Genomic DNA, 17,840 nt, shown 5'->3' with positions numbered 1-17,840 from the left:
ACTTTAACGGATACAGCCTTTATTTACCACTGGGCGGGAGATCAAAAACAGTCCCGCCATCACCAGCAAACCATTGACCACCAACAGTTCCAGGCCGATCCGGTACGGCCCGAACAGCACACCTTGCCAAACGTCAAGCAGCCAGCATAAGACCGGCCCCGCCAGCGCCACCAGCGGCACCCAGCGGTCATTGACCTTGCGCTGCGTCAACATCCCAAACGCAAACAAACCCAGCAGCGGGCCATACGTGTAGCCGGCCAGCTTCAAGATCACGACGATCACGCTGGGACTGGCAATCCATTTAAATACCATTACCAGTACAAGGAACAGCGCGCAAAAGGCCAGATGCACGCGGCGCCGCAGGCCGATCCGCTGCGCTTCCGTTAAATCGGCGCGGCGCTCGATGCCCAGCATGTCGATGCAAAACGATGACGTCAGCGCGGTAATCGCCCCGTCCGCACTGGGAAACAGCGCCGACACCAATGCAATGAAAAACACCAGCTGGATCACGGCCGGCATGTGGCCCATGACGATGGCCGGGAACAGCTGGTCGCCTTTGGCCGCCACGCCGGCCAGCGGCGCATACAGGTGCAGCAAGCCGCCGAGGAACAGGAACAAGACCAGCACGCCGGTCAATATCACTGTCAACAGCAGCATGTTCTTTTGCGCACCGGCCAGCGTGCGCACGGAGATATTTTTTTGCATCATTTCCTGGTCCATGCCCGTCATGGCAATCGTGATGAACATGCCGGCCACCACCTGCTTCCAGAAGTACAGCGGGCTGTTGACGTCCATCGTCAGCACGCGCGACAGGCCCCTGTCGCCCATCTGCGCCAGTGCACCTGCGGCATCGAGATTCAGCGCATGCAGCAGGAATGCGGCGCACGCAATCAGCCCGGCCAGCATGCACGCCGTTTGCAGCGTATCGGTCCATACAATGGTTTTCACGCCGCCTTCGAATGTGTACAGCAAGATCATCGCAAGGATCACGCTGGCGGTGATCCAGAATGGCACGCCCAGGCTGTCCAGCAAGGTGGCCTGCAAAATATTGACGACCAGGTACAGCCGTGCGCTGGCGCCCAATGTGCGCGACAGCAGGAAAAACGCGGCGCCGCTCTGGCGCGACCGGCGGCCCAGCCGCATGTCGAGGTAGTGGTAAATCGACGTGAGTTGCAGGCGGTAGTACAGCGGCAGCAGCACGAACGTCACGGCCAGGTAGCCCAGCACATAGCCCAGCGTGATTTGCAGGTAGCCAAAGCCATCGCGCCCCACGGCGCCGGGCACGCTGATGAACGTCACGCCGGATAACGTGGTACCCACCATGCCGAACGCCACCAGCATCCAGTGGCTGTTCTTGTTACCGATAAAAAAGCTGGCATTGGTGGCGTTGCGCGACGTCCGCCAGGCGACACCCAGCAGCAGCGCGAAATACGCCAGCACGATGGCAAACAGGAGAGCGGGAGACATATATTTCCGATACGAAAAACTTTGGGGCGCAATATAACACTGACTCACCCGCCCTTCCTTAGCGGTCGCTTACAATGGCGCCATGTACTCTCAAGACACCATCGCTTACGCGCGGCAGCAGGAAGCGCTGATCCGCCCCCTTGAATACCGCGTGCACGCCCAGCATGACGGCCGCAGTGAAGCCCGCGAAGACGGCATGCGCGATTACGCGCGTGTGCTGTATGCGGCATCGTTCCGCCGCCTGCAGGGCAAGATGCAATTGCTCGGCGTCGACGCCAACCGCTTCAACCGCAACCGTTTGACCCACAGCCTGGAAGTGGCGCAAATCGCCCGCTCGATTGCCGCGGAACTGGGACTGGAGCGCAGCGTGGTGACGGAAACCTGTTCACTGGCGCACGACATCGGCAACCCGCCCTTCGGCCACTATGGCGAGAAAATCCTCGACAGCCTGTGCGCCGAAGTGGGCGGGTTTGAAGGCAATGCACAAGCGTTCCGCATCTTGCGCACGCTGGAAAAACGCCACTATGGCTATCCTGGCTTGAACTTGACGGTGCGTACGCTGTTCGGCATCACCAAGTATTTCCACACGCGGGCGGAAAATCCCAGGAAATTCCTGTACGACGATGACCATGCATTCCTGTCGGGCGAACTGGCAAAGCACGGGGTCGCCGTCACGAAAAGCATCGATGCGCAAATCATGGATTTGTCCGATGAAATCGCGTACGCGGCGCATGACGTGGAAGATGCGCTATCGTTCGGCATTATCACGGTGGGCGAAATTGCCCATGAATTCAAGATCAGCCCGGAGTATGGCGCTGCGTACGGCATGTTCACGTGTATCTCGGATTTCGCCCACAGCGAAGCGCTGAAATGCGAGCAGCATGCATCGTCGGAAGAATATTCCATTGTGCTGCGCAAGGAATTGACGTCGCAGATCGTGTATGAACTGTGCCGCGATATCGCTGTCGTCGATGGGCAGCTGGGCTACAAATCCAAGCTGTTGCTGGCCAAGGGGTTAAAGAGCTTGCTGTGGAAGGCGATTTTGCGCAAGAAAGATGTGCAGCTGTATGAAAAGCGCGGCGAAAAGATTATTCGCGGCTTGTTTGAAGTGCTGACGGACCGGCACTACAACCGGGGCAACATCTTGCTGCCGCCGGAATTGCGGTGCTTAAAAGATAGCCAGGAGCGGCTGGTGGTCGATTACATTGCGGGGATGATGGATACGTCGGCTGCGCAAGAGTATGAAAAGTATTTTGGGCCGCGCAGTTTGGAAGCGATTTACTGACCGGTGAACGGGGCCGCATAGCGGCGTGACAATTCGCGCATTTTTTCGCTGAGGCAAGCTGCTATGCTTCGCCATTTATGGCTCCCGCCATGTGCGTTTAGACCCAATCCCTGAACAGGAAACAATTGATGCGCTGTATTTTTATGGCAGTTGTCCTGGCTTGCTGCGCGGCAGGCGCAACGGCCGCTTCCAACACCTCCGCCGAATCCGATCCAAGCAAGCCGCCTGTGCTTGATGCTGGTGAAAAATGTACCGATGCAGTCGTTCAAACCGCCCTGCCAATCTGGCCGAAAGATGCGCTTCGCTCGGGCACGGTTGGCTGGGTTGTAGTCCGCTACGATTTAGATGGCAGCGGGCGGGCGCAAAATGCCGAGATCTCCGCGTCGGCGCCTCAACAAGTCTTCGATAAGGCATCTGTGGACAGTGTAAAACGTTCGAAATTCGCCACGGGATTCGCCAAGACCGGATGCAAGACGGTATTGGTTTATTCTCTTCAAGCAAATAGTTAACCGGAATATGGCATTCACCGTCAGGCACATGTATCTCACGCTTGTTGCAGCAGGACTTGCCTTATGCAGCGTACTTAACGCGGCTCATGCTGCCGATGTTTTCGGCATTGAAGATGAAAACCTGCAGCCTGTACCACCGGCCGTCGCAGCCGCGTTGCGTGCGCATGTCAGGAAGACAGAATACAGGGAATGCGCGCAAGGAGACTTCGTCGGCAGCGCAGTGGATTTGCAGGGGCAAGGGCGAAATCAGGACTGGATTGCGAAGACCGCCGATGGTTGTGCATGGGGGGCAGCGACTGCGAAAATCTGGATACTGAAACATGACATGCCCCGGTATCGCGTTGTGCTGGACACTGGCGGCCATGGCGTAGACTTGCTGAAGTCAACTTCGCATGGACTCCGTAATCTTTCCGTGAGCAGTGGCACAGCAGGGCATTATTCAGATGCCCTGCTCAAGTTTAATGGCCGGCGCTATAAAGTGTTCAAGTCGTGCTTTGTTGATCCGGGCAATCCCGAAGAGGCTAGTAAGCATCCGGATGGGCAATGCCACATCAATTAGTTAAATATTACGGGTTGATAAGGAATGAATTATACGGATATTGGCAAAACCATCTATGGCATTCGCAGGCTGGACAGTGTTTTAACTGGCTTTACCGAATGGATGGCGGAGCACGTTTCGCCGCAAGTCAATTTATCCGGGCCCGAGTTGAGAGTTGCGGTGGCTGCAGCCTACTTTGAGGATAGAAAATCACTTTCCGGCATTAAAGAAGCGTACCTTGAGTTATTGGCGCTATTTGATCAAATTGAAAGGGAAAAAACGCCAGAACTATTGGCTGGCCGCCTTGAAGTAGTGCGCCATTTGCATCATGAAATTCCAAAGGTATTCTCGGCAGTTGGGTATGATGCGATACCGGCGGCTTTTCTTGCAGCGCATCCCAATCTTTAAGTGTCAAACTTCCCTGCAAGCCCTTTGGCTGGATTGGCTTGAAGTGTATTCACCGCCAATCCAGTATGCTGCCAGTCGCCGCTGCGCGATCAATGCCCGCCCACCACGCGGCGAGGTTCCACCGCCGCCACGCCCTCGCGCGCATCCAGCCGCCCGCTAAACGCCGTCAACGCATACGCCCCCATCACCACCAGCGCACCGATCCACCCCGTGTGTATCAACCCCAGGCGCTCGACAATCAAGCCCCCGCCCCATGCGCCGCCGGCAATACCCACATTAAACGCCGCGATATTCAAGCCGGAGGCCACATCGACCGCACGCGGCGTGTAGTGTTCGGCCTGCTGCACAACGTACACCTGCAAGCCCGCCACATTCCCAAACGCCACCGCGCCCCACAGCAGTACGGTCGCCACCACCAGCACCGGATGCGGCGCCGTGAATGACAGCGCCAGCAGCACGGCAGCCAGCCCGGCAAAGATGATTTTCAGCGCGCCAACGGGACCGCGCTGATCCGCCAGCTTGCCGCCCCAGATATTGCCCACGGCAACCGACACGCCATACACCAGCATCACGAGGCCCACCGCATTGTCGCCAAAACCCGCCAGCTTTTGCAGGATCGGCGCCAGATACGTAAAGGCCGTGAACGATCCGCCATAGCCGGCCGCCGTCATCGCATACACCAGCAGCAAACGCGGCTGGCCCAGTACTTTGACTTGCTGCAGCAAGGACGCCGGTTTGCCATGCCGTATCGACGATGGCACAAACAGCAGGCTGCCGATAAACGCCAGCACGCCCAGTGCGGAAACGGCGAGGAATGTCGCGCGCCAGCCCAGGTGCTGGCCAATAAACGTCCCCAGCGGCACGCCCGTCACCAGGGCCACGGTCAAGCCTGTAAACATGATGGCAATCGCACTGGCCGCCTTTTCCTTTGGCACCAGCGACGTGGCAATGGTGGACCCAATGGAAAAGAACACGCCATGCGCCAGCCCCGTTAAAATGCGCGCGGCCACCAGCGATCCATAGCCGGGCGCCAGCCACGCCAGCAAGTTACCGGCAGTGAACAGCACCATCAGCCCCAGCAGCAATTGCTTGCGCGGCATGCGGCCCGTCAATGCAGTCAATACCGGCGCGCCTACGGCAACGCCCAGCGCATACAGGCTGACCAGCAGCCCGGCGGATGGCAAATTCACACCGAGGTCGGCGGCAATGGTGGGCAGCAAGCCGACAATGACGAATTCGGTGGTTCCGATGGCAAAGGCGCTGATGGTTAGCGCCAGCAAGGCAATAGGCATAGTTAAACTCCAGGTTGAATTGAATGCCTGGCAGTATCGGACTGATCGTCGTTGCGAAAAATATGTCAAACAGCAGAAGATATTTGATTGAGAGTCAACAATGATGGATGCGGAAGCGTTGGCGCAATTGCTGACCTACAAAATGCCCTACGGTAAATACAAAGACCGGGTGCTGGCTGACTTGCCCGGCCACTACCTGGGGTGGATGGCCCGCGAAGGCTTCCCGCAAGGCAAACTGGGTAGCCTGCTGGCGCTGATGTACGAGCTGGACCATAACAATTTGCGGGGCCTGCTGGATCCGCTGCGCGCGCCGCGGCGCTAACTGGCTAAAATGGCAGTTTTCACAGCGGAGACAGCGATGGCAAGCACCAGCTACGTGCGCAAAATGGCCGAGTACAACGCATGGATGAATGCGAAGGTCTATGAAGCGGCAGCCAGGCTGCCGCCCGCCGAACTGGCGCAGGATCGGGGCGCATTCTTCGGCTCGATACTGGGCACGCTGAATCACCTGGTAGTGGCCGACACCATCTGGCTGAAGCGCTTTGCCGCCCATCCGGCACAATTTACTGCGCTGGACCCCGTCCGCGCACTGGCGCTGCCGCAGCAACTCAATGCTGTGCTGTTCACCGACCTGGCTGAAATGACGGTGCACCGCGTCTGGCTCGATGGCGTCATCAGTGCCTTTGCCGATGCATTAACGGAAGCGGACCTGGCCTCGTCCCTGCATTATGCAAACACGAAAGGCGTGCCGTTCACGCGCCAGTTAGGCGGCGTCATGATGCACTTCTTTAACCATCAAACCCACCACCGTGGCCAGGTTTCGACCTTGCTGACGCAAGCGGGCGTAGACATTGGCGTTACGGATTTACTGCTGCTGATACCTGACGCACTGTGAGTTCCGGATAGCCGGTCGCGGGATCGAACTCACGGCTGAACACATGCCCGGGCAATAGCGCCAGCAACACTTCGGCAGTGGTGCGCACCGTACAGCCAGCCGCCACGTGCCCGCCCAGCACCCTGCCCTGCGCATCGGACACCGACATGTGCAAATGCGCACCGTCGGGCGCCACCGATCCGGCCAGCGTGAGGATTTCCAGGTCACCGGTCAATGCCGTTGGCTGCGGCAAGCCCGCGTAACGCAATTGCGCGCCATCCAGGCTGCCGATGCCCTGCAATACAAACGCGGCCTGTGCGCCGGCTGACACCACGGCATCGACCAGCGCCGCCCGCAAATCCTGGCCCGGCGCCAGCCGCACGGGCAAGGCGTGCAGCGGCGCCATCATCAGCTGGTGATCTTCGGCGCCGTCAGCGCCGTCAATTCACCGCTATCGGCCAGCCGCTGCACATCCTCGAAGCCGCCAATCAGCGTACCGTCAATGAACACCATCGGCAACGTCGGCCAGCCCGACCACATTTTCAGCGCCGTGCGGCGGCGCCACTGGCTGAAGTAGCTGCCATATTCCAGGTACGCGTAGTGCACGCCCAGCCGGTCCAGCAAGGCCCGCGCCTTGCGGGGAAAGGGATTCATCGCCATTCCCACCACCACCACTTTGTTGGCCGCGATGGCTGCTTGCACTTGCTGCACGATATCGGCATGGTTGCCGCTGATTTTCGCGCGGATGGCAGGATGAATACGGGACTCTTCAAGGACAGGTCGGCTCATGGTTGGCGATTTTCCGTAACTTATTAGGCAGATGATGGCATTTTAGAGACAATATTTCCACTCTGTCACGATAGAATTGTGTCATGTCACGCAGCTTGGAAACGTGACACGTTGTCCCGATCAAACTGCCGTGGAAGGAAATCAAAAATGAAAACGACGTTCGCCCTGCTGGTACTTGCAAGCTTTGCCCTGACGGGCTGCGCCACCCAACCCGCCGCAACGACGGCGCAGGTAGTGGATACGCCCAGCAAGACGGTAAAGGCCGAATATGATGTCCCGATTACGGCCAGCCGCACGCAGCGCAGCAATGTCCAGTAAGGACCGCCGCTAGCGGGAAGAAAACGCCAGCCGCTTTCCTTCCCGCAGCATCTGCGCGAAATCGTCCGCCGGTACTGGCGGACTGAACAGATAGCCCTGCAACTGGTCGCAACCCAGCTCCCTCAGGAAACTCATTTGCTCCGCAGTTTCCACCCCTTCCGCCACTATCTCCTGCCGCAACTGCTGCGCCATCGTGACGATGGCCCGCGCAATGGCGCAATCATTTTCTTCGTAGGGCAAGCCGATGACGAATGAGCGGTCGATCTTCAAGGTACTAATGGGGAATTTCTTCAGGTAAGCGAGGCTGGAATAGCCGGTACCGAAATCATCCAGCGCCAGCGCCAGCCCCATGGCCACCAATTCATTCATGATGCTGATGACGTTGTCCGCACCGCCCACCAGCAAGCTTTCCGTAATTTCCAGCATCAACTGTTCGGGCAGGACGCCGTGGCGCCGCATGACGTCCGCCATGCGTTCCGGCAAACGCGCATCGAACTGGCGCGCCGACAGGTTGACGGCAATCGGCGTCATGATCAGGTTATCGTCCTGCCACGCGCGCACCTGGCGGCACGCTTCTTCCAGCACCCAGTTGCCCAGTTCCAGGATCAGCCCCGTCTCTTCCGCCACGGGGATGAACACGCCCGGCGACACCATGCCGCGCACCGGATGCTTCCACCGCAGCAGCGCTTCCGCACCGACGATGCGGCCGCTGCGCAAGCTGACTTTCGGCTGGTAATACAGCTGCAATTCCTTGTTCACCAGCGCCTGGCGCAACTCGCTTTCAATGCGCAAATGCTCTTTCGCGCGCTGGTTCATTTCTTCGCTGTAGAACAGGAATTCCACTTCACCGTGCACGGCTTTCGACGTGGCCACGTCCGCATGGCGGATCAGGGTCGCCGTATCCGTACCATCTTCCGGATACACGGCAATGCCGGTATGGACGCGCACTTGCAGCGTATGCTGCGCCAGCTCGATCGGTGCGGCCACCGATGCTGCCAGCTTTTGCGCAACGATGGCTGCGTGTTCGCGTTTTTCAATGTGCAGCAGCGCGATGGCAAAGCGGTTGCCGTCGAGCCGCGCCAGCACATCCGCTTCACGCAGCACGCCACGGAATTGCTTGCCCACGGCTTGCAGCACTTCGTTGCCGACATCATGGCCCAAGGTATCGCTGATGGCGCCCAGCCTGCCGATTTCCACCGACAGCAGCGCGCCGTGTTCATGGCTGCGGCGCGCTTCCGTCAGCGCCTGCCCCATCAGCTGGGACAACAGGCACTGGTTCGGCAAGCCCGTCAGCGTGTCATAGTTGGCCATGCGCTGCATGCGCGCTTCCGCATCCTTGTGCACGCTGATGTCGGAAAACAGCGAGAACGTGTGGCTGATATTGCCATCCTCGTCGCGCACGGCGCTGATGGTGACGGACTGCGGGAACAATTCACCGTTTTTGCGGCGGCCGACAATTTCACCGCGCCACGGTCCCGCGCCGGACATGGCGGCGCGCACCTTGGCGCGGAATTCCGCGTCATGCACGCCGGAGCGCAGCAAGTCCGGCGTGCGCCCCAGCGATTCGCTGGGCGTATAGCCGGTGATGCGGGTAAAGGCGCTGTTGATGGAAACAATGCGTTCGCTGGCGTCGGTAATCAGCACGCCCTGGTCGCTGTCTTCAATGATGCGCGCGTGCAGGCTGATTTTGTCGACCTCTGACAGCGGTTCGTGCACCTGCGTCATCGATGCATGCATGCCGACTGGGTCGCCGCTTTCATCTTTCAACAGCATCATGGCCAGCTTGACCCAGACCACGTCGCCATTCTTGCGGCGGCGCCGTACTTCCGCCACCACAGTTTTATTGTCCCCCTCCGCCATGAACAAGTCCGCGATGTGATCATCTTCATCATCGTCGGCATGCAGGAACAGGATGTTTTGCCCCAGTACTTCCGTGGCCGTATAGCCAAACAGTGTTTCAGCGGCGGCATTCCACGACGTCACGTAGCCGGCCAGGTCCAGCGTCAATACCGCTTCCGGCGGCGCGGCCGGCACATTGTCCGGCACGGATCGCGCCTGGACTTCGGCCAGCGCCGCGTCAAGTTCGGCAAGCGTGGCCGCCAGGGCTTCGCCCTGTTGCGTTCGGGCCGCAAGGCTCAGTGCCAGGCAGCGCTCGATCGCCTTGTCAACCATGGGCCTGGCCCTTGTCGGTCGCCACGCTCAGCATCCAGCTGTGCGATTCGCCAACGATGCGGTTGAACTCTTCCGGCGCCAGCGGCAGCTCCGGCAATTGTGCGGCGACAGCGGCGAAATCGCGCCGTTCCGCCGCTTCGACCAGCGCCAGCAAGGCGCCCAGTTCTCCTTCCTTGTCCAGCAGCGCATGTGCGACCGCATCGCTGACCGTCAATGGCGCCAGCACTTCCTGCAGCGGCATGCCGAACAGCACGCCCAGCAGTGAAAACATGCCGACCATGAATGCCTGTTCTTGCTGCGGCTTGCCCATGCCGGTTTCACGCGCCAGCAATTCCAGCATGTGCGCGCGGACTGCCACGCGGGCCAGCAGCATCGGCGAACGCACGTCGCCTTCGCGGGCCGAGAACAGCATCAAGTTCAGCCAGCGGCGCAATTGCTGGCGGCCCAGGATCAGGATCGCCTGCGCAAAACTGCCGACCTTGCGGCCCGACCCCATCGACAGTGAATTGACGACTTTCAGCAAGTGGTACGACAGCGTGGGATCGCGGCGCAGCAGCGCTTCGATTTCATGGGTATCCGCATCGTTCGACACCAGCTGCACCAGTTGCAGCGCCAGCGCGCGCGATGCCGCTTGCGCGCCGACGGCTTTGGCAGGCGGCGCCAGCGGCCAGTCGCCCGCCAGCAGCGCCGCGTTCGGCGCCAATGTGTTCTTGTCGAATGCGTCGATACGCTGCACCTGTTCGGCAGCTAATGCCTTCCAGCCCGCCTCCAGCCATGCCTGCGGATCGTCCAGCCCATCGGGAATGAAGCAAGGGAATTGTTCCGCCAGGGAGGCCAGATCGTCATCCGGCTGCGCCGACGGCGCAGCGGCGGCCAGCAGCAAGCCGGCCAGCTTGCCGTTACGGTCGGCAAGGTGTTCAAGGAATACGGGTGGGGTGGAGCCAAGTGCAGTCATGATGCCTGGTGGAACAGTTAGCGGGAAACAGTTATAGGAACGGATATAGTTACATTATGGTACTCCGAAAACTGTTGGCGATGGTCAACTCTGTCCGGCTATCTCCTGCCAACTTGCGCTGGACGCCACACCCATGCCAGGCAGATAACGGCACAGTTGTGCAAAGACATGAGGCTGGCGCATACGGCTGATCCACCACTCCAGCGCCGCACCCTGTTCGCCCGCCCGCCACGCCACATAAAATTGTTCGTCCGGCTTCGGCTCTTCCACTTGTTTTTCCACCAGCAGCCCTGCTGCTATGGCAGCCCGCGCCCCCGGTTCGGGCAAGAAGCCGAAGCCCAGCCCGGCCACTTGATAATCATATTTGCAGTGCAGCGTCGGCACGGACAGCGTGTCCTGGCCCAGCACCAGCCCCACCGTGCGGGGCGCGATGCGGCGCGCCGTATCCGCGACAGCAATGGCGCGGTGGTGCTGCAACTGGCTGCGCCCCAGTTTGCCCTGGACAAGCGCCAGCGGATGATGGGGCGCGACGGCAAACACAAACCGCACGGAACCGATCGCATGCGACACATAACCGCCTCCGGGCGGCCCGTCGCCGGGCGCGCCCACCAGCACATCCACGCGGCGGTCCAGCAGCGCTTCCCATGTGCCGGACAGCGCTTCCTGCACGATACGCAGCCGCGTTTGCCGCGCCACCCCGTAAAAGGCCGACACGTCCGGTTCCAGCGCCAGCGGGGAAAACATGGAATCCATGCCGACCGCCAGTTCCGTTTCCCAGCCGGACGCCACGCGCCGCACCCGGTCTTCCAGGTCTTGCGCGGCTTTCAACAGGTAGCGCCCTTCTTTCAGCAATTCCTGCCCCGCCTTCGTCAATTCCACGCGGGGACCATTGCGCTCGAACACTTGCACGCCCAAGTCTTCTTCCAGCTTGGCCACCGTATAGGAAATCGTCGACGGCACACGGTGCAATTCTTTGCCGGCGGCGGAAAACGAACCGCGCCGGTCGATGGCATCCACAATCTGCAGCGCTTCCAGGCTTAATCTGAGCATTCGAATTTTTCGATAATGAGACGGAAAATTTTCCGTTTTTTTAATCAATGCGACCCGCCTATACTGTGATCCATCGACGCGATGAATGCAAGAAATAGTAAAAAACCTCGTTCGAATTTATCGCATAACCATTTCAAGGAGCCAAAAATGCTGCAAGTACGTAAAAGTGAAGACCGGGGCCACGCTAACCACGGCTGGCTGGATTCGCACCACACGTTTTCGTTTGGCCACTACTACGACCCTCAGCACATGGGTTTCGGCCCGCTGCTGGTGATCAATGAAGACCGGGTCGCCCCCGGCCAGGGCTTTGGCGCCCACGGCCACCGCGACATGGAAATCATTTCCTACGTGCTCGATGGCGCGCTGGAGCACAAGGACAGCATGGGTAACGGTTCCGTGCTGCACTATGGCGACGTGCAGCGCATGACGGCCGGCACCGGTGTGCGGCACAGCGAGTTCAACCACTCGAAAACGGAAGGCGTGCATTTCCTGCAAATCTGGATCCAGCCCTCGCAAACGGGCATTGCGCCCGGCTATGAAGAAAAACACTTCACGCCGGACAGCAAACAAGGCAAATTGCGCCTGATTGCGTCCAGCGATGGCCGTGACGGTTCCGTGCTGATCCACCAGGATGCGGCCATTTACGCCACCATCCTGAACGGCGCGGACCAGGTGGCACACCAGCTGACAGCGGGCCGGGCCGGCTACGTACACCTGATCCGGGGTACGGCCACCGTCAATGGCACGGCCCTGAAAGCAGGCGATGCATTGAAAGTCATAGCAGAAGAGCAAGTCGTCATCAGCGGTGCGGAAGCGGCAGAATTACTGGTCTTTGACTTGCCATATTGAAAAAGTGAATATGCTACCTAATATAGGCCGCATAGACATTCCGCAAATTTTGCTATGATGCAGGCATGCGTTTCCTCAAATGAAGCGCATGCCTGTCATAACATAAAGAGTAAATCATGCAGCCCGCCGCAGAAACACCAGTCAAAGAAGAACTCGATTACGTCACGTCGTGCCTGTTGCCGACCCCTTGGGCGCAGTTCACGCTGCACGCGTTTGTCGAGCATGCGACGGGCAAAGAACATTTGGCCATGGTGCTGGGCGATATCACCGATGGCCAGCCGGTGCTGGCGCGCGTGCACTCTGAATGCCTGACGGGCGACGTGCTGTATTCGCAGCGCTGCGATTGCGGCGCGCAGCTGGAAGGCGCGTTGAAGCGCGTGGCCGAAGAAGGCCGCGGCGTCGTGCTGTACCTGCGCCAGGAAGGCCGCGGCATTGGCCTGATTAATAAAATGCGCGCATACCGCTTGCAGGAAGCGGGCTTCGACACGGTGCAAGCGAATGAACAGCTGGGCTTTAAGGCCGACCAGCGAAATTACGCGCTGGTCGAACCCATGCTGAAGCAATTCAATGTCAGCAGCCTGCGCCTGATGACGAATAACCCGCGCAAGATCGCGGCCATGGAAGCATTGGGCGTGACGGTCGCCGAGCGCGTGCCGCTGCTGGTCAACCGCAACAAGTTCAACCAGCACTACCTGAATACCAAAGCCGCCAAGCTGGGCCACATGATGACCCCGCCGGCCGCCACCGCCGCCGAAGACGGCGAACTGTAACTTCCTCTTGCCCTGCCGCCTGCCTGCATGAGTCCACACTTCAGCGTCACATCAACTTTCCCGGGCAGCGCAGGCGCTGCCTTCCACATCAAACGATTGGCTGCCGCCTTGCTGGTGGCGTGCAGCGGTGCGGCGCTGGCCGCCCCTGCCACGCCGGCGCCGCCGCAGTCTCCTGACCAGCCGCGCACCGCTGCCGATACGGCCGCGTTGCCGCAGCCATCGAGTTCCGCGCAAAAGCTGTATTCCAGCGCCAAGGCCGACTTGCTGCAAGTGCGCTCGCTGCTGAAAAGCGGCCGCACGCAATCGTCTGTCGGCTCCGGCTTCTTGATCGGCAACAGCAACCTGGTGGTCACGAATTACCACGTGGTGTCGGAATTCGCGCTGGAACCGGATACCTACACGGGTGAATGGGTCGACACGGGCGGCCAGCGCGGCAATGTGGAATTGATGGCGGTCGACGTGCTGCATGACCTGGCCGTGGTGCGCGTGAACCGCAACGGCACCGGCGTGTTCAACATGCCGGAACGCCTGGCGCACCTGTCGCAAGGCCAGTACCTGTACTCGCTGGGCAATCCGCTGGACTTGGGCTTCGCGATTTCCGAAGGCGCCTACAACGGCGTCATCAACCGCAGTTTTTACGACCAGCTGATGTTCACGGGCCCGATCAATTCCGGCATGAGCGGCGGCCCCAGTGTGACGGTCAATGGCGATATCGCCGGCGTCAACGTATCGAAGCGGCTCGACGGTGAACTGGTGAGCTTCCTGGTTCCTGCGCGCTATGCACAGGAACTGTTGAAATCCGTGACGCCCAACAGCACGCCGCCGAAGAACTTTACCGACGTCGTGGCGCAGCAATTGCTGGCGCACCAGAAGGCCATGGTGGACCAGTTGCTGGCCGCGCCGCTGACGATGAAAGCCATGGGTCCGTACAAGGTGCCGGTGCGCGAATCGGAACAAATGCGCTGCTGGGGCAAGTCCAACGTCAAGGCGGACAAGCCGTTCACGGTGGACATCACCAGCTGCGCGATGGAGTCGGCGATTTTTGTGTCCGGCACCTTGCAAACGGGCGCCATCGGCATCCGCCACCAGTTCATGCGCAGCACGGGGCTCGATCCGGTACGCTTCGCACAATTGTCCAGCGCATCGTTCAAGAATGAAGGCTTCGGCAGCCACAAGGACAGCCGCCTGACGGGACCGCAATGCACGGAACAATTCGTACGCGCCCAGGGCCCGAACAGCGTGCCGCTGCGCGCCGTGCTGTGCGTGCGCGCCTACCGCAAATTCCAGGGCTTGTATGACTTTGCCCTGCTGACGGCCAGCACGGATGAAGGACTGATGAATTTACAAAGCCGCCTCGATGCGCGGGGCGTGTCCTATGAAAACGGCATGCGGACTGCGCGCGCTTTCCTGGAAGCGCTGTCGCGCGGGACGGCGCCATGACCGCACCTTACTACATCGAGACCTTGTCGCGCAGCGGCGACGTGCTGCACCGCCAGCGCTTCGAGCAATTGCCGATTCACGTCGGGCGCGGCTACCACAATGAATTCATCCTCGACGATGCGCACACGGCGGAACGCCATGCGGTGATTGACGTGGATGCCGATGGCCACCTGGTGATGCGCGACCTGGGCAGCCAGAATGGCGTGGTCCACCTGGGCAAGAAGCAGGCGCAAGTTGCGCTGTCCGGCACCACTGTCGTGCGGCTGGGCCATACGCGCCTGCGCGTGCGCAATGCGGACTTCCCCGTCGCGCCGGAAGTAGCCGACACCACGATGCACGCATGGGAAGGCGGCGCGCCCGCACTGGCGGGGCTGGCGCTGATTGCCTTGTTCACGGGCGTGGACGTGGCGCTGTCCGATGCGGAATCGTTCAACGCCATCCGCTACCTGCTGGTGATAGCATCGGGCCTGGGCGCCGGCATGGTGTGGTGCGGCGTGTGGGCGCTGGCCAACCGGCTGTTTGGCGGCCACGCGCGCTTTGGCCGCCATCTGTTCATCCTGGGCAGCGGCTTGATTGCCATCGGTGCGTGGAAAACCATCAGCAGCGTGCTGGCGTATGCCTGGTCGGCGGAAGTGTTTACCCGCTATGGCAACCTGGCGACCTTGGCGCTGGGCTGTGGCATGGTGTTCTTCCACTTGCGTACCATCCTGCCGCGCCACCCGCGCCGCCTGGCCGTGATGTCGACGTTGCTGATGATCGCCGGCAGCGGACTGCTGTTAATGAACAATTACCAGACGACAGGCCGGATGTCGAGCGAACTGTATATGTCCGTGCTGCTGCCGCCTGCCGTGCGGCACAGCCCCGACCATTCCGTGGACGACTTCATGGCGCAGGCGGGCAAGTTGAAACACCAGGCCGATGCCGCCAAGGCGAAAAGTGTGAAGGCGGACCTCGATGACGATGATGAAGATTGAGCTGCCCGCTCCCAGCCGCCATGCCGCGCACGGTTGAAATGATTAAAATTATTAAAATTTTAATCATTTGATATCCTCACGGCTTTCCACTTTGCCAGGGAGAGCCGTTTGCAAAACCATTCGTCGCGCATCTGGTTAGCCCTGGAGCAGCACGAACGCCGGCTCGGGGCCGGCGATGGCTGGCATTCCGCTTATGACAGCTTAGGCCGGGAGAAAGCCGCCGCTCCCGGATTTGGCATGCGCGATATGGCCAGCCAACTATCGCGCGTCGAGCGCGTGCGGCAAGCGCTGGCCGATTCGGGCGAACTGGCCCGTCACCTGATCGCCACCCGCCTGTCCGGCATTTCCCTTGCAGGCATATGGGACATCCTGCTTGCCACCTGCGAAGACATTGCCCTCTACTATGGCGGTTCCGTCGTCGCCGGCGCGGCGGTTGGCGCTGCGGGCGGGGCCTTCCTGGGCGGCGTGGGCGCCATTCCTGGCGCTGCTGTGGGCGCAACGGCGGGCGCGCAAGTGGGCAGCTGGGTCATGGCGGCGCTGGGATTGAAGTCCCTGGCTGAAGGATTGGCCACCGCCATTCCCGACGCGCTGCACTATTACGAACGCGGTTTCCGTGAAGCGTGGGGACCCGCGCCGCAAACAAGCCAGTCAAGTATCCAGATATACAGCAACGGCGGCAACGTGCGCCACGCCGCGTTTGAATTCGCGAATGGCCATGTGGCGATGATTGCCGCGATCCTCACTGCGCTGATGGCGTATCTGTCGCGCGGCAGGGGCAGCAAGGGCGTAGTCTTGCAAGAGATCCGCGAAAGCCGCCGCCTCGGCCCGAGGATTGCCCAGTGGGTGGAAGACAACGAACAGCGGCTGGCGAACCACCCTGCCCTGCAGTCGCGCCGCAACAATGTGGCGGCAAGCCCGGCCGAAGAACCAGGCGCACCGCCGCCGAAACGCGGACGCCAGCCGGATGAAGGCGACCCGCGCCGCGCACCAGCCGGCATGCCGCAAAAGAAGGTACCGTGCTTCCAACCCAACGACTTGCCGCAAGCGAGCTATCCGGAATTTGACCGGCAGTTGGCGGGGCAAGAGGCGGGGTTGAATGATATGACGGTGGAGGAATATGTTCGGGGGCGGGAGGCTTACGGCAATGGTAGTGCGAAGCGCGATCGAAACGTCGCCCAGTCAGCGCGGGACGACTATAAAAAGGATCTCGTCGTAATATTACGGGAGCAATTTGAAAAGACCGGAATGTCACCACGCCAAGCCAAGTTGGAGGCACAGGAAGCAGCCAATAAAAAGATGAGTACATTGGCTGCCCTGCATAATCCTGACATGATCGCTGGAGGCAAAGATGTCATCAACGGATTTGGCGACCGCGGGATAAATTCACGCATTGGCCCTCAGTGGAAAAGCAGGGTTGGCGCACTGGACCAGGCCGCAGCGCAGGTTCCAGCTGCGATGCGTAGTCATGTCAAAATAAACGCGAAGCTAGAACGTTGCAAATAAAGGGTGAGTATGAACGAGTACTTTGAAATGTTCCTGGACGAATTAGGGCCCGCTACCCATCAGCGTCCCGTACCAACGTCCAGTATCGAGCGTTATAGAGGCAAGCTTCCCCAGCAACTGCTGGAGTATTGGGAAGAGTACGGATGGTGTGGCTACGCAAACGGCCTGTTCTGGACCGTCGATCCCCAGGAGTATGAACCTGTGCTGAAAGCCTGGATCGGTGAAACACAGTTCATGGAAAAAGATGCGTACCACCTCATTGCAAGAAGCGCGTTTGGAAAACTGTACTTTTGGGGTGAAAACACTGGCGATACTCTGAAGGTTTTTGCACCCGGTTCATACTGCCTCCCTCGCGCATCGTTGTTCCGAAAGGACGAGTTAGAACGAGGTCTCCGCGTATTTTTCAGCAATCGGGATCGCGAAGAAAATGACTTCGCCGACTTGTTCGCACCCGCCCTGCGCAAACTGGGGCCGCTCGCCCACGATGAGCTATACGGCTTCGTTCCAGCACTCGCGCTCGGCGGCCCATCGGATATCGGGCATCTGCAAAAAGTCAAAGCCGTGGAGCATCTGGTATTCCTTGCCCAGCTCGCGCCGCTGGAAATCATGGCGCCGCCGTCAACCGAAAAAAGCTAAGAACGCCTGGC

20 protein-coding genes are annotated in these 17,840 nt (G+C 60.0%); 13 read left to right on the top strand and 7 right to left on the bottom strand.

The genetic code is table 11. The features are described 5' to 3' along the window. Positions 1-3 precede the first annotated feature (3 nt). Positions 4-1,467 carry a sodium:solute symporter gene (locus GM668_RS09090; protein ID WP_155438635.1) on the bottom strand — a complete coding sequence of 488 codons (1,464 nt, stop codon included), beginning with the start codon at positions 1,465-1,467 and terminating at the stop codon, positions 4-6. 82 nt (positions 1,468-1,549) lie between these two features. Here GM668_RS09090 and dgt point away from each other — a divergent pair, with 82 nt between their 5' ends. The 4 genes from dgt (at position 1,550) to GM668_RS09070 (ending at position 4,207) form a co-directional block, all read left to right on the top strand. Beyond that, positions 1,550-2,752: a dGTP triphosphohydrolase gene (gene dgt, locus GM668_RS09085; protein ID WP_155438634.1), complete on the top strand. Its 1,203-nt coding sequence runs from the start codon at positions 1,550-1,552 to the stop codon at positions 2,750-2,752. A gap of 128 nt (positions 2,753-2,880) precedes the next feature. Further along, the gene (locus GM668_RS09080) at positions 2,881-3,261 is read left to right on the top strand and encodes a TonB family protein (RefSeq protein ID WP_155438633.1); all 381 of its coding nucleotides are present in this window, start codon (positions 2,881-2,883) and stop codon (positions 3,259-3,261) included. A 7-nt stretch (positions 3,262-3,268) separates the two neighbouring features. Beyond that, positions 3,269-3,820: a hypothetical protein gene (locus GM668_RS09075; RefSeq protein WP_155438632.1), complete on the top strand. Its 552-nt coding sequence runs from the start codon at positions 3,269-3,271 to the stop codon at positions 3,818-3,820. 24 nt (positions 3,821-3,844) lie between these two features. Then, a complete protein-coding gene (locus GM668_RS09070) occupies positions 3,845-4,207 on the top strand; it encodes a hypothetical protein (protein ID WP_155438631.1) in 363 nt (120 codons plus the stop codon). Positions 4,208-4,296: 89 nt separating this feature from the next. On the opposite strand, the gene GM668_RS09065 is transcribed toward GM668_RS09070, so the two are convergent. Then, on the bottom strand, positions 4,297-5,499 hold the full coding sequence (locus GM668_RS09065) for an MFS transporter (RefSeq protein WP_155438630.1): 1,203 nt from the start codon (positions 5,497-5,499) through the stop codon (positions 4,297-4,299). A gap of 103 nt (positions 5,500-5,602) precedes the next feature. Here GM668_RS09065 and GM668_RS09060 point away from each other — a divergent pair, with 103 nt between their 5' ends. Continuing rightward, entirely contained in the window at positions 5,603-5,821 is a 219-nt protein-coding gene (locus tag GM668_RS09060) for a DUF3820 family protein (protein ID WP_155438808.1), read from the top strand. A 36-nt stretch (positions 5,822-5,857) separates the two neighbouring features. Continuing rightward, entirely contained in the window at positions 5,858-6,394 is a 537-nt protein-coding gene (locus GM668_RS09055; RefSeq protein WP_155438629.1) for a DinB family protein, read from the top strand. On the opposite strand, the gene GM668_RS09050 is transcribed toward GM668_RS09055, so the two are convergent. Both GM668_RS09050 and GM668_RS09045 read right to left on the bottom strand, forming a co-directional pair. Beyond that, a complete protein-coding gene (locus GM668_RS09050; protein WP_155438807.1) occupies positions 6,357-6,770 on the bottom strand; it encodes a PPC domain-containing DNA-binding protein in 414 nt (137 codons plus the stop codon). The two genes, GM668_RS09055 and GM668_RS09050, sit on opposite strands and share 38 nt — an antisense overlap. An 11-nt stretch (positions 6,771-6,781) precedes the next feature. Beyond that, on the bottom strand, positions 6,782-7,162 hold the full coding sequence (locus tag GM668_RS09045) for a glutaredoxin domain-containing protein (RefSeq protein ID WP_155438628.1): 381 nt from the start codon (positions 7,160-7,162) through the stop codon (positions 6,782-6,784). 147 nt (positions 7,163-7,309) lie between these two features. On the opposite strand from GM668_RS09045, the gene GM668_RS09040 reads away from it, so the two are divergent. After that, the gene (locus GM668_RS09040) at positions 7,310-7,480 is read left to right on the top strand and encodes a hypothetical protein (RefSeq protein WP_155438627.1); all 171 of its coding nucleotides are present in this window, start codon (positions 7,310-7,312) and stop codon (positions 7,478-7,480) included. Between the two features lie 9 nt (positions 7,481-7,489). Here the strand turns inward: GM668_RS09040 and GM668_RS09035 are convergent, their stop codons facing one another. From GM668_RS09035 to GM668_RS09025, 3 genes are all read right to left on the bottom strand, one after another. Further along, complete coding sequence (locus tag GM668_RS09035; protein ID WP_155438626.1) at positions 7,490-9,652, bottom strand: putative bifunctional diguanylate cyclase/phosphodiesterase; 2,163 nt, start codon at positions 9,650-9,652, stop codon at positions 7,490-7,492. Beyond that, complete coding sequence (locus GM668_RS09030) at positions 9,645-10,607, bottom strand: EAL and HDOD domain-containing protein (protein WP_155438625.1); 963 nt, start codon at positions 10,605-10,607, stop codon at positions 9,645-9,647. Before GM668_RS09030 ends, GM668_RS09035 begins: the two co-directional genes overlap by 8 nt. An 84-nt stretch (positions 10,608-10,691) precedes the next feature. Beyond that, positions 10,692-11,657, bottom strand: coding sequence for a LysR substrate-binding domain-containing protein (locus tag GM668_RS09025; RefSeq protein WP_155438624.1), 966 nt, complete (start codon positions 11,655-11,657; stop codon positions 10,692-10,694). 147 nt (positions 11,658-11,804) lie between these two features. Here GM668_RS09025 and GM668_RS09020 point away from each other — a divergent pair, with 147 nt between their 5' ends. The 6 genes from GM668_RS09020 (at position 11,805) to GM668_RS08995 (ending at position 17,829) form a co-directional block, all read left to right on the top strand. Beyond that, the gene (locus GM668_RS09020; RefSeq protein ID WP_155438623.1) at positions 11,805-12,506 is read left to right on the top strand and encodes a pirin family protein; all 702 of its coding nucleotides are present in this window, start codon (positions 11,805-11,807) and stop codon (positions 12,504-12,506) included. 116 nt (positions 12,507-12,622) lie between these two features. Further along, positions 12,623-13,276, top strand: a complete 654-nt coding sequence (ribA, locus tag GM668_RS09015) for a GTP cyclohydrolase II (protein ID WP_155438622.1) — start codon at positions 12,623-12,625, stop codon at positions 13,274-13,276. A gap of 27 nt (positions 13,277-13,303) precedes the next feature. Next, positions 13,304-14,716, top strand: a complete 1,413-nt coding sequence (locus GM668_RS09010; RefSeq protein ID WP_155438621.1) for a S1 family peptidase — start codon at positions 13,304-13,306, stop codon at positions 14,714-14,716. Beyond that, entirely contained in the window at positions 14,713-15,690 is a 978-nt protein-coding gene (locus GM668_RS09005; RefSeq protein ID WP_155438620.1) for an FHA domain-containing protein, read from the top strand. Before GM668_RS09010 ends, GM668_RS09005 begins: the two co-directional genes overlap by 4 nt. A 108-nt stretch (positions 15,691-15,798) precedes the next feature. Continuing rightward, complete coding sequence (locus tag GM668_RS09000) at positions 15,799-17,193, top strand: DUF6861 domain-containing protein (protein WP_155438619.1); 1,395 nt, start codon at positions 15,799-15,801, stop codon at positions 17,191-17,193. 9 nt (positions 17,194-17,202) lie between these two features. Continuing rightward, entirely contained in the window at positions 17,203-17,829 is a 627-nt protein-coding gene (locus GM668_RS08995; protein ID WP_155438618.1) for a GAD-like domain-containing protein, read from the top strand. Positions 17,830-17,840 lie beyond the last annotated feature (11 nt).

The organism is Pseudoduganella ginsengisoli (genome assembly GCF_009720865.1).
In the GTDB taxonomy this organism is placed as follows: domain Bacteria; phylum Pseudomonadota; class Gammaproteobacteria; order Burkholderiales; family Burkholderiaceae_D; genus Rugamonas; species Rugamonas ginsengisoli.
The sequence above is the reverse complement of the archived record's forward strand: the minus strand, read 5'-3'. Positions and strand labels throughout refer to the sequence as shown.

Bases quoted from the DNA above. Each gene is read 5' to 3' on its own strand.
- GM668_RS09060 (WP_155438808.1), top strand. From the start codon at position 5,603: ATGGATGCGGAAGCGTTGGCGCAATTGCTGACCTACAAAATGCCCTAC.
- GM668_RS09080 (WP_155438633.1), top strand. From the start codon at position 2,881: ATGCGCTGTATTTTTATGGCAGTTGTCCTGGCTTGCTGCGCGGCAGGC.
- GM668_RS09020 (WP_155438623.1), top strand. From the start codon at position 11,805: ATGCTGCAAGTACGTAAAAGTGAAGACCGGGGCCACGCTAACCACGGC.
- GM668_RS09090 (WP_155438635.1), bottom strand. From the start codon at position 1,467: ATGTCTCCCGCTCTCCTGTTTGCCATCGTGCTGGCGTATTTCGCGCTG.
- GM668_RS09030 (WP_155438625.1), bottom strand. From the start codon at position 10,607: ATGACTGCACTTGGCTCCACCCCACCCGTATTCCTTGAACACCTTGCC.
- GM668_RS09065 (WP_155438630.1), bottom strand. From the start codon at position 5,499: ATGCCTATTGCCTTGCTGGCGCTAACCATCAGCGCCTTTGCCATCGGA.
- GM668_RS09005 (WP_155438620.1), top strand. From the start codon at position 14,713: ATGACCGCACCTTACTACATCGAGACCTTGTCGCGCAGCGGCGACGTG.
- GM668_RS09045 (WP_155438628.1), bottom strand. From the start codon at position 7,162: ATGAGCCGACCTGTCCTTGAAGAGTCCCGTATTCATCCTGCCATCCGC.
- GM668_RS09010 (WP_155438621.1), top strand. From the start codon at position 13,304: ATGAGTCCACACTTCAGCGTCACATCAACTTTCCCGGGCAGCGCAGGC.
- GM668_RS08995 (WP_155438618.1), top strand. From the start codon at position 17,203: ATGAACGAGTACTTTGAAATGTTCCTGGACGAATTAGGGCCCGCTACC.
- dgt (WP_155438634.1), top strand. From the start codon at position 1,550: ATGTACTCTCAAGACACCATCGCTTACGCGCGGCAGCAGGAAGCGCTG.
- ribA (WP_155438622.1), top strand. From the start codon at position 12,623: ATGCAGCCCGCCGCAGAAACACCAGTCAAAGAAGAACTCGATTACGTC.
- GM668_RS09025 (WP_155438624.1), bottom strand. From the start codon at position 11,657: ATGCTCAGATTAAGCCTGGAAGCGCTGCAGATTGTGGATGCCATCGAC.
- GM668_RS09040 (WP_155438627.1), top strand. From the start codon at position 7,310: ATGAAAACGACGTTCGCCCTGCTGGTACTTGCAAGCTTTGCCCTGACG.
- GM668_RS09075 (WP_155438632.1), top strand. From the start codon at position 3,269: ATGGCATTCACCGTCAGGCACATGTATCTCACGCTTGTTGCAGCAGGA.
- GM668_RS09070 (WP_155438631.1), top strand. From the start codon at position 3,845: ATGAATTATACGGATATTGGCAAAACCATCTATGGCATTCGCAGGCTG.
- GM668_RS09035 (WP_155438626.1), bottom strand. From the start codon at position 9,652: ATGGTTGACAAGGCGATCGAGCGCTGCCTGGCACTGAGCCTTGCGGCC.
- GM668_RS09055 (WP_155438629.1), top strand. From the start codon at position 5,858: ATGGCAAGCACCAGCTACGTGCGCAAAATGGCCGAGTACAACGCATGG.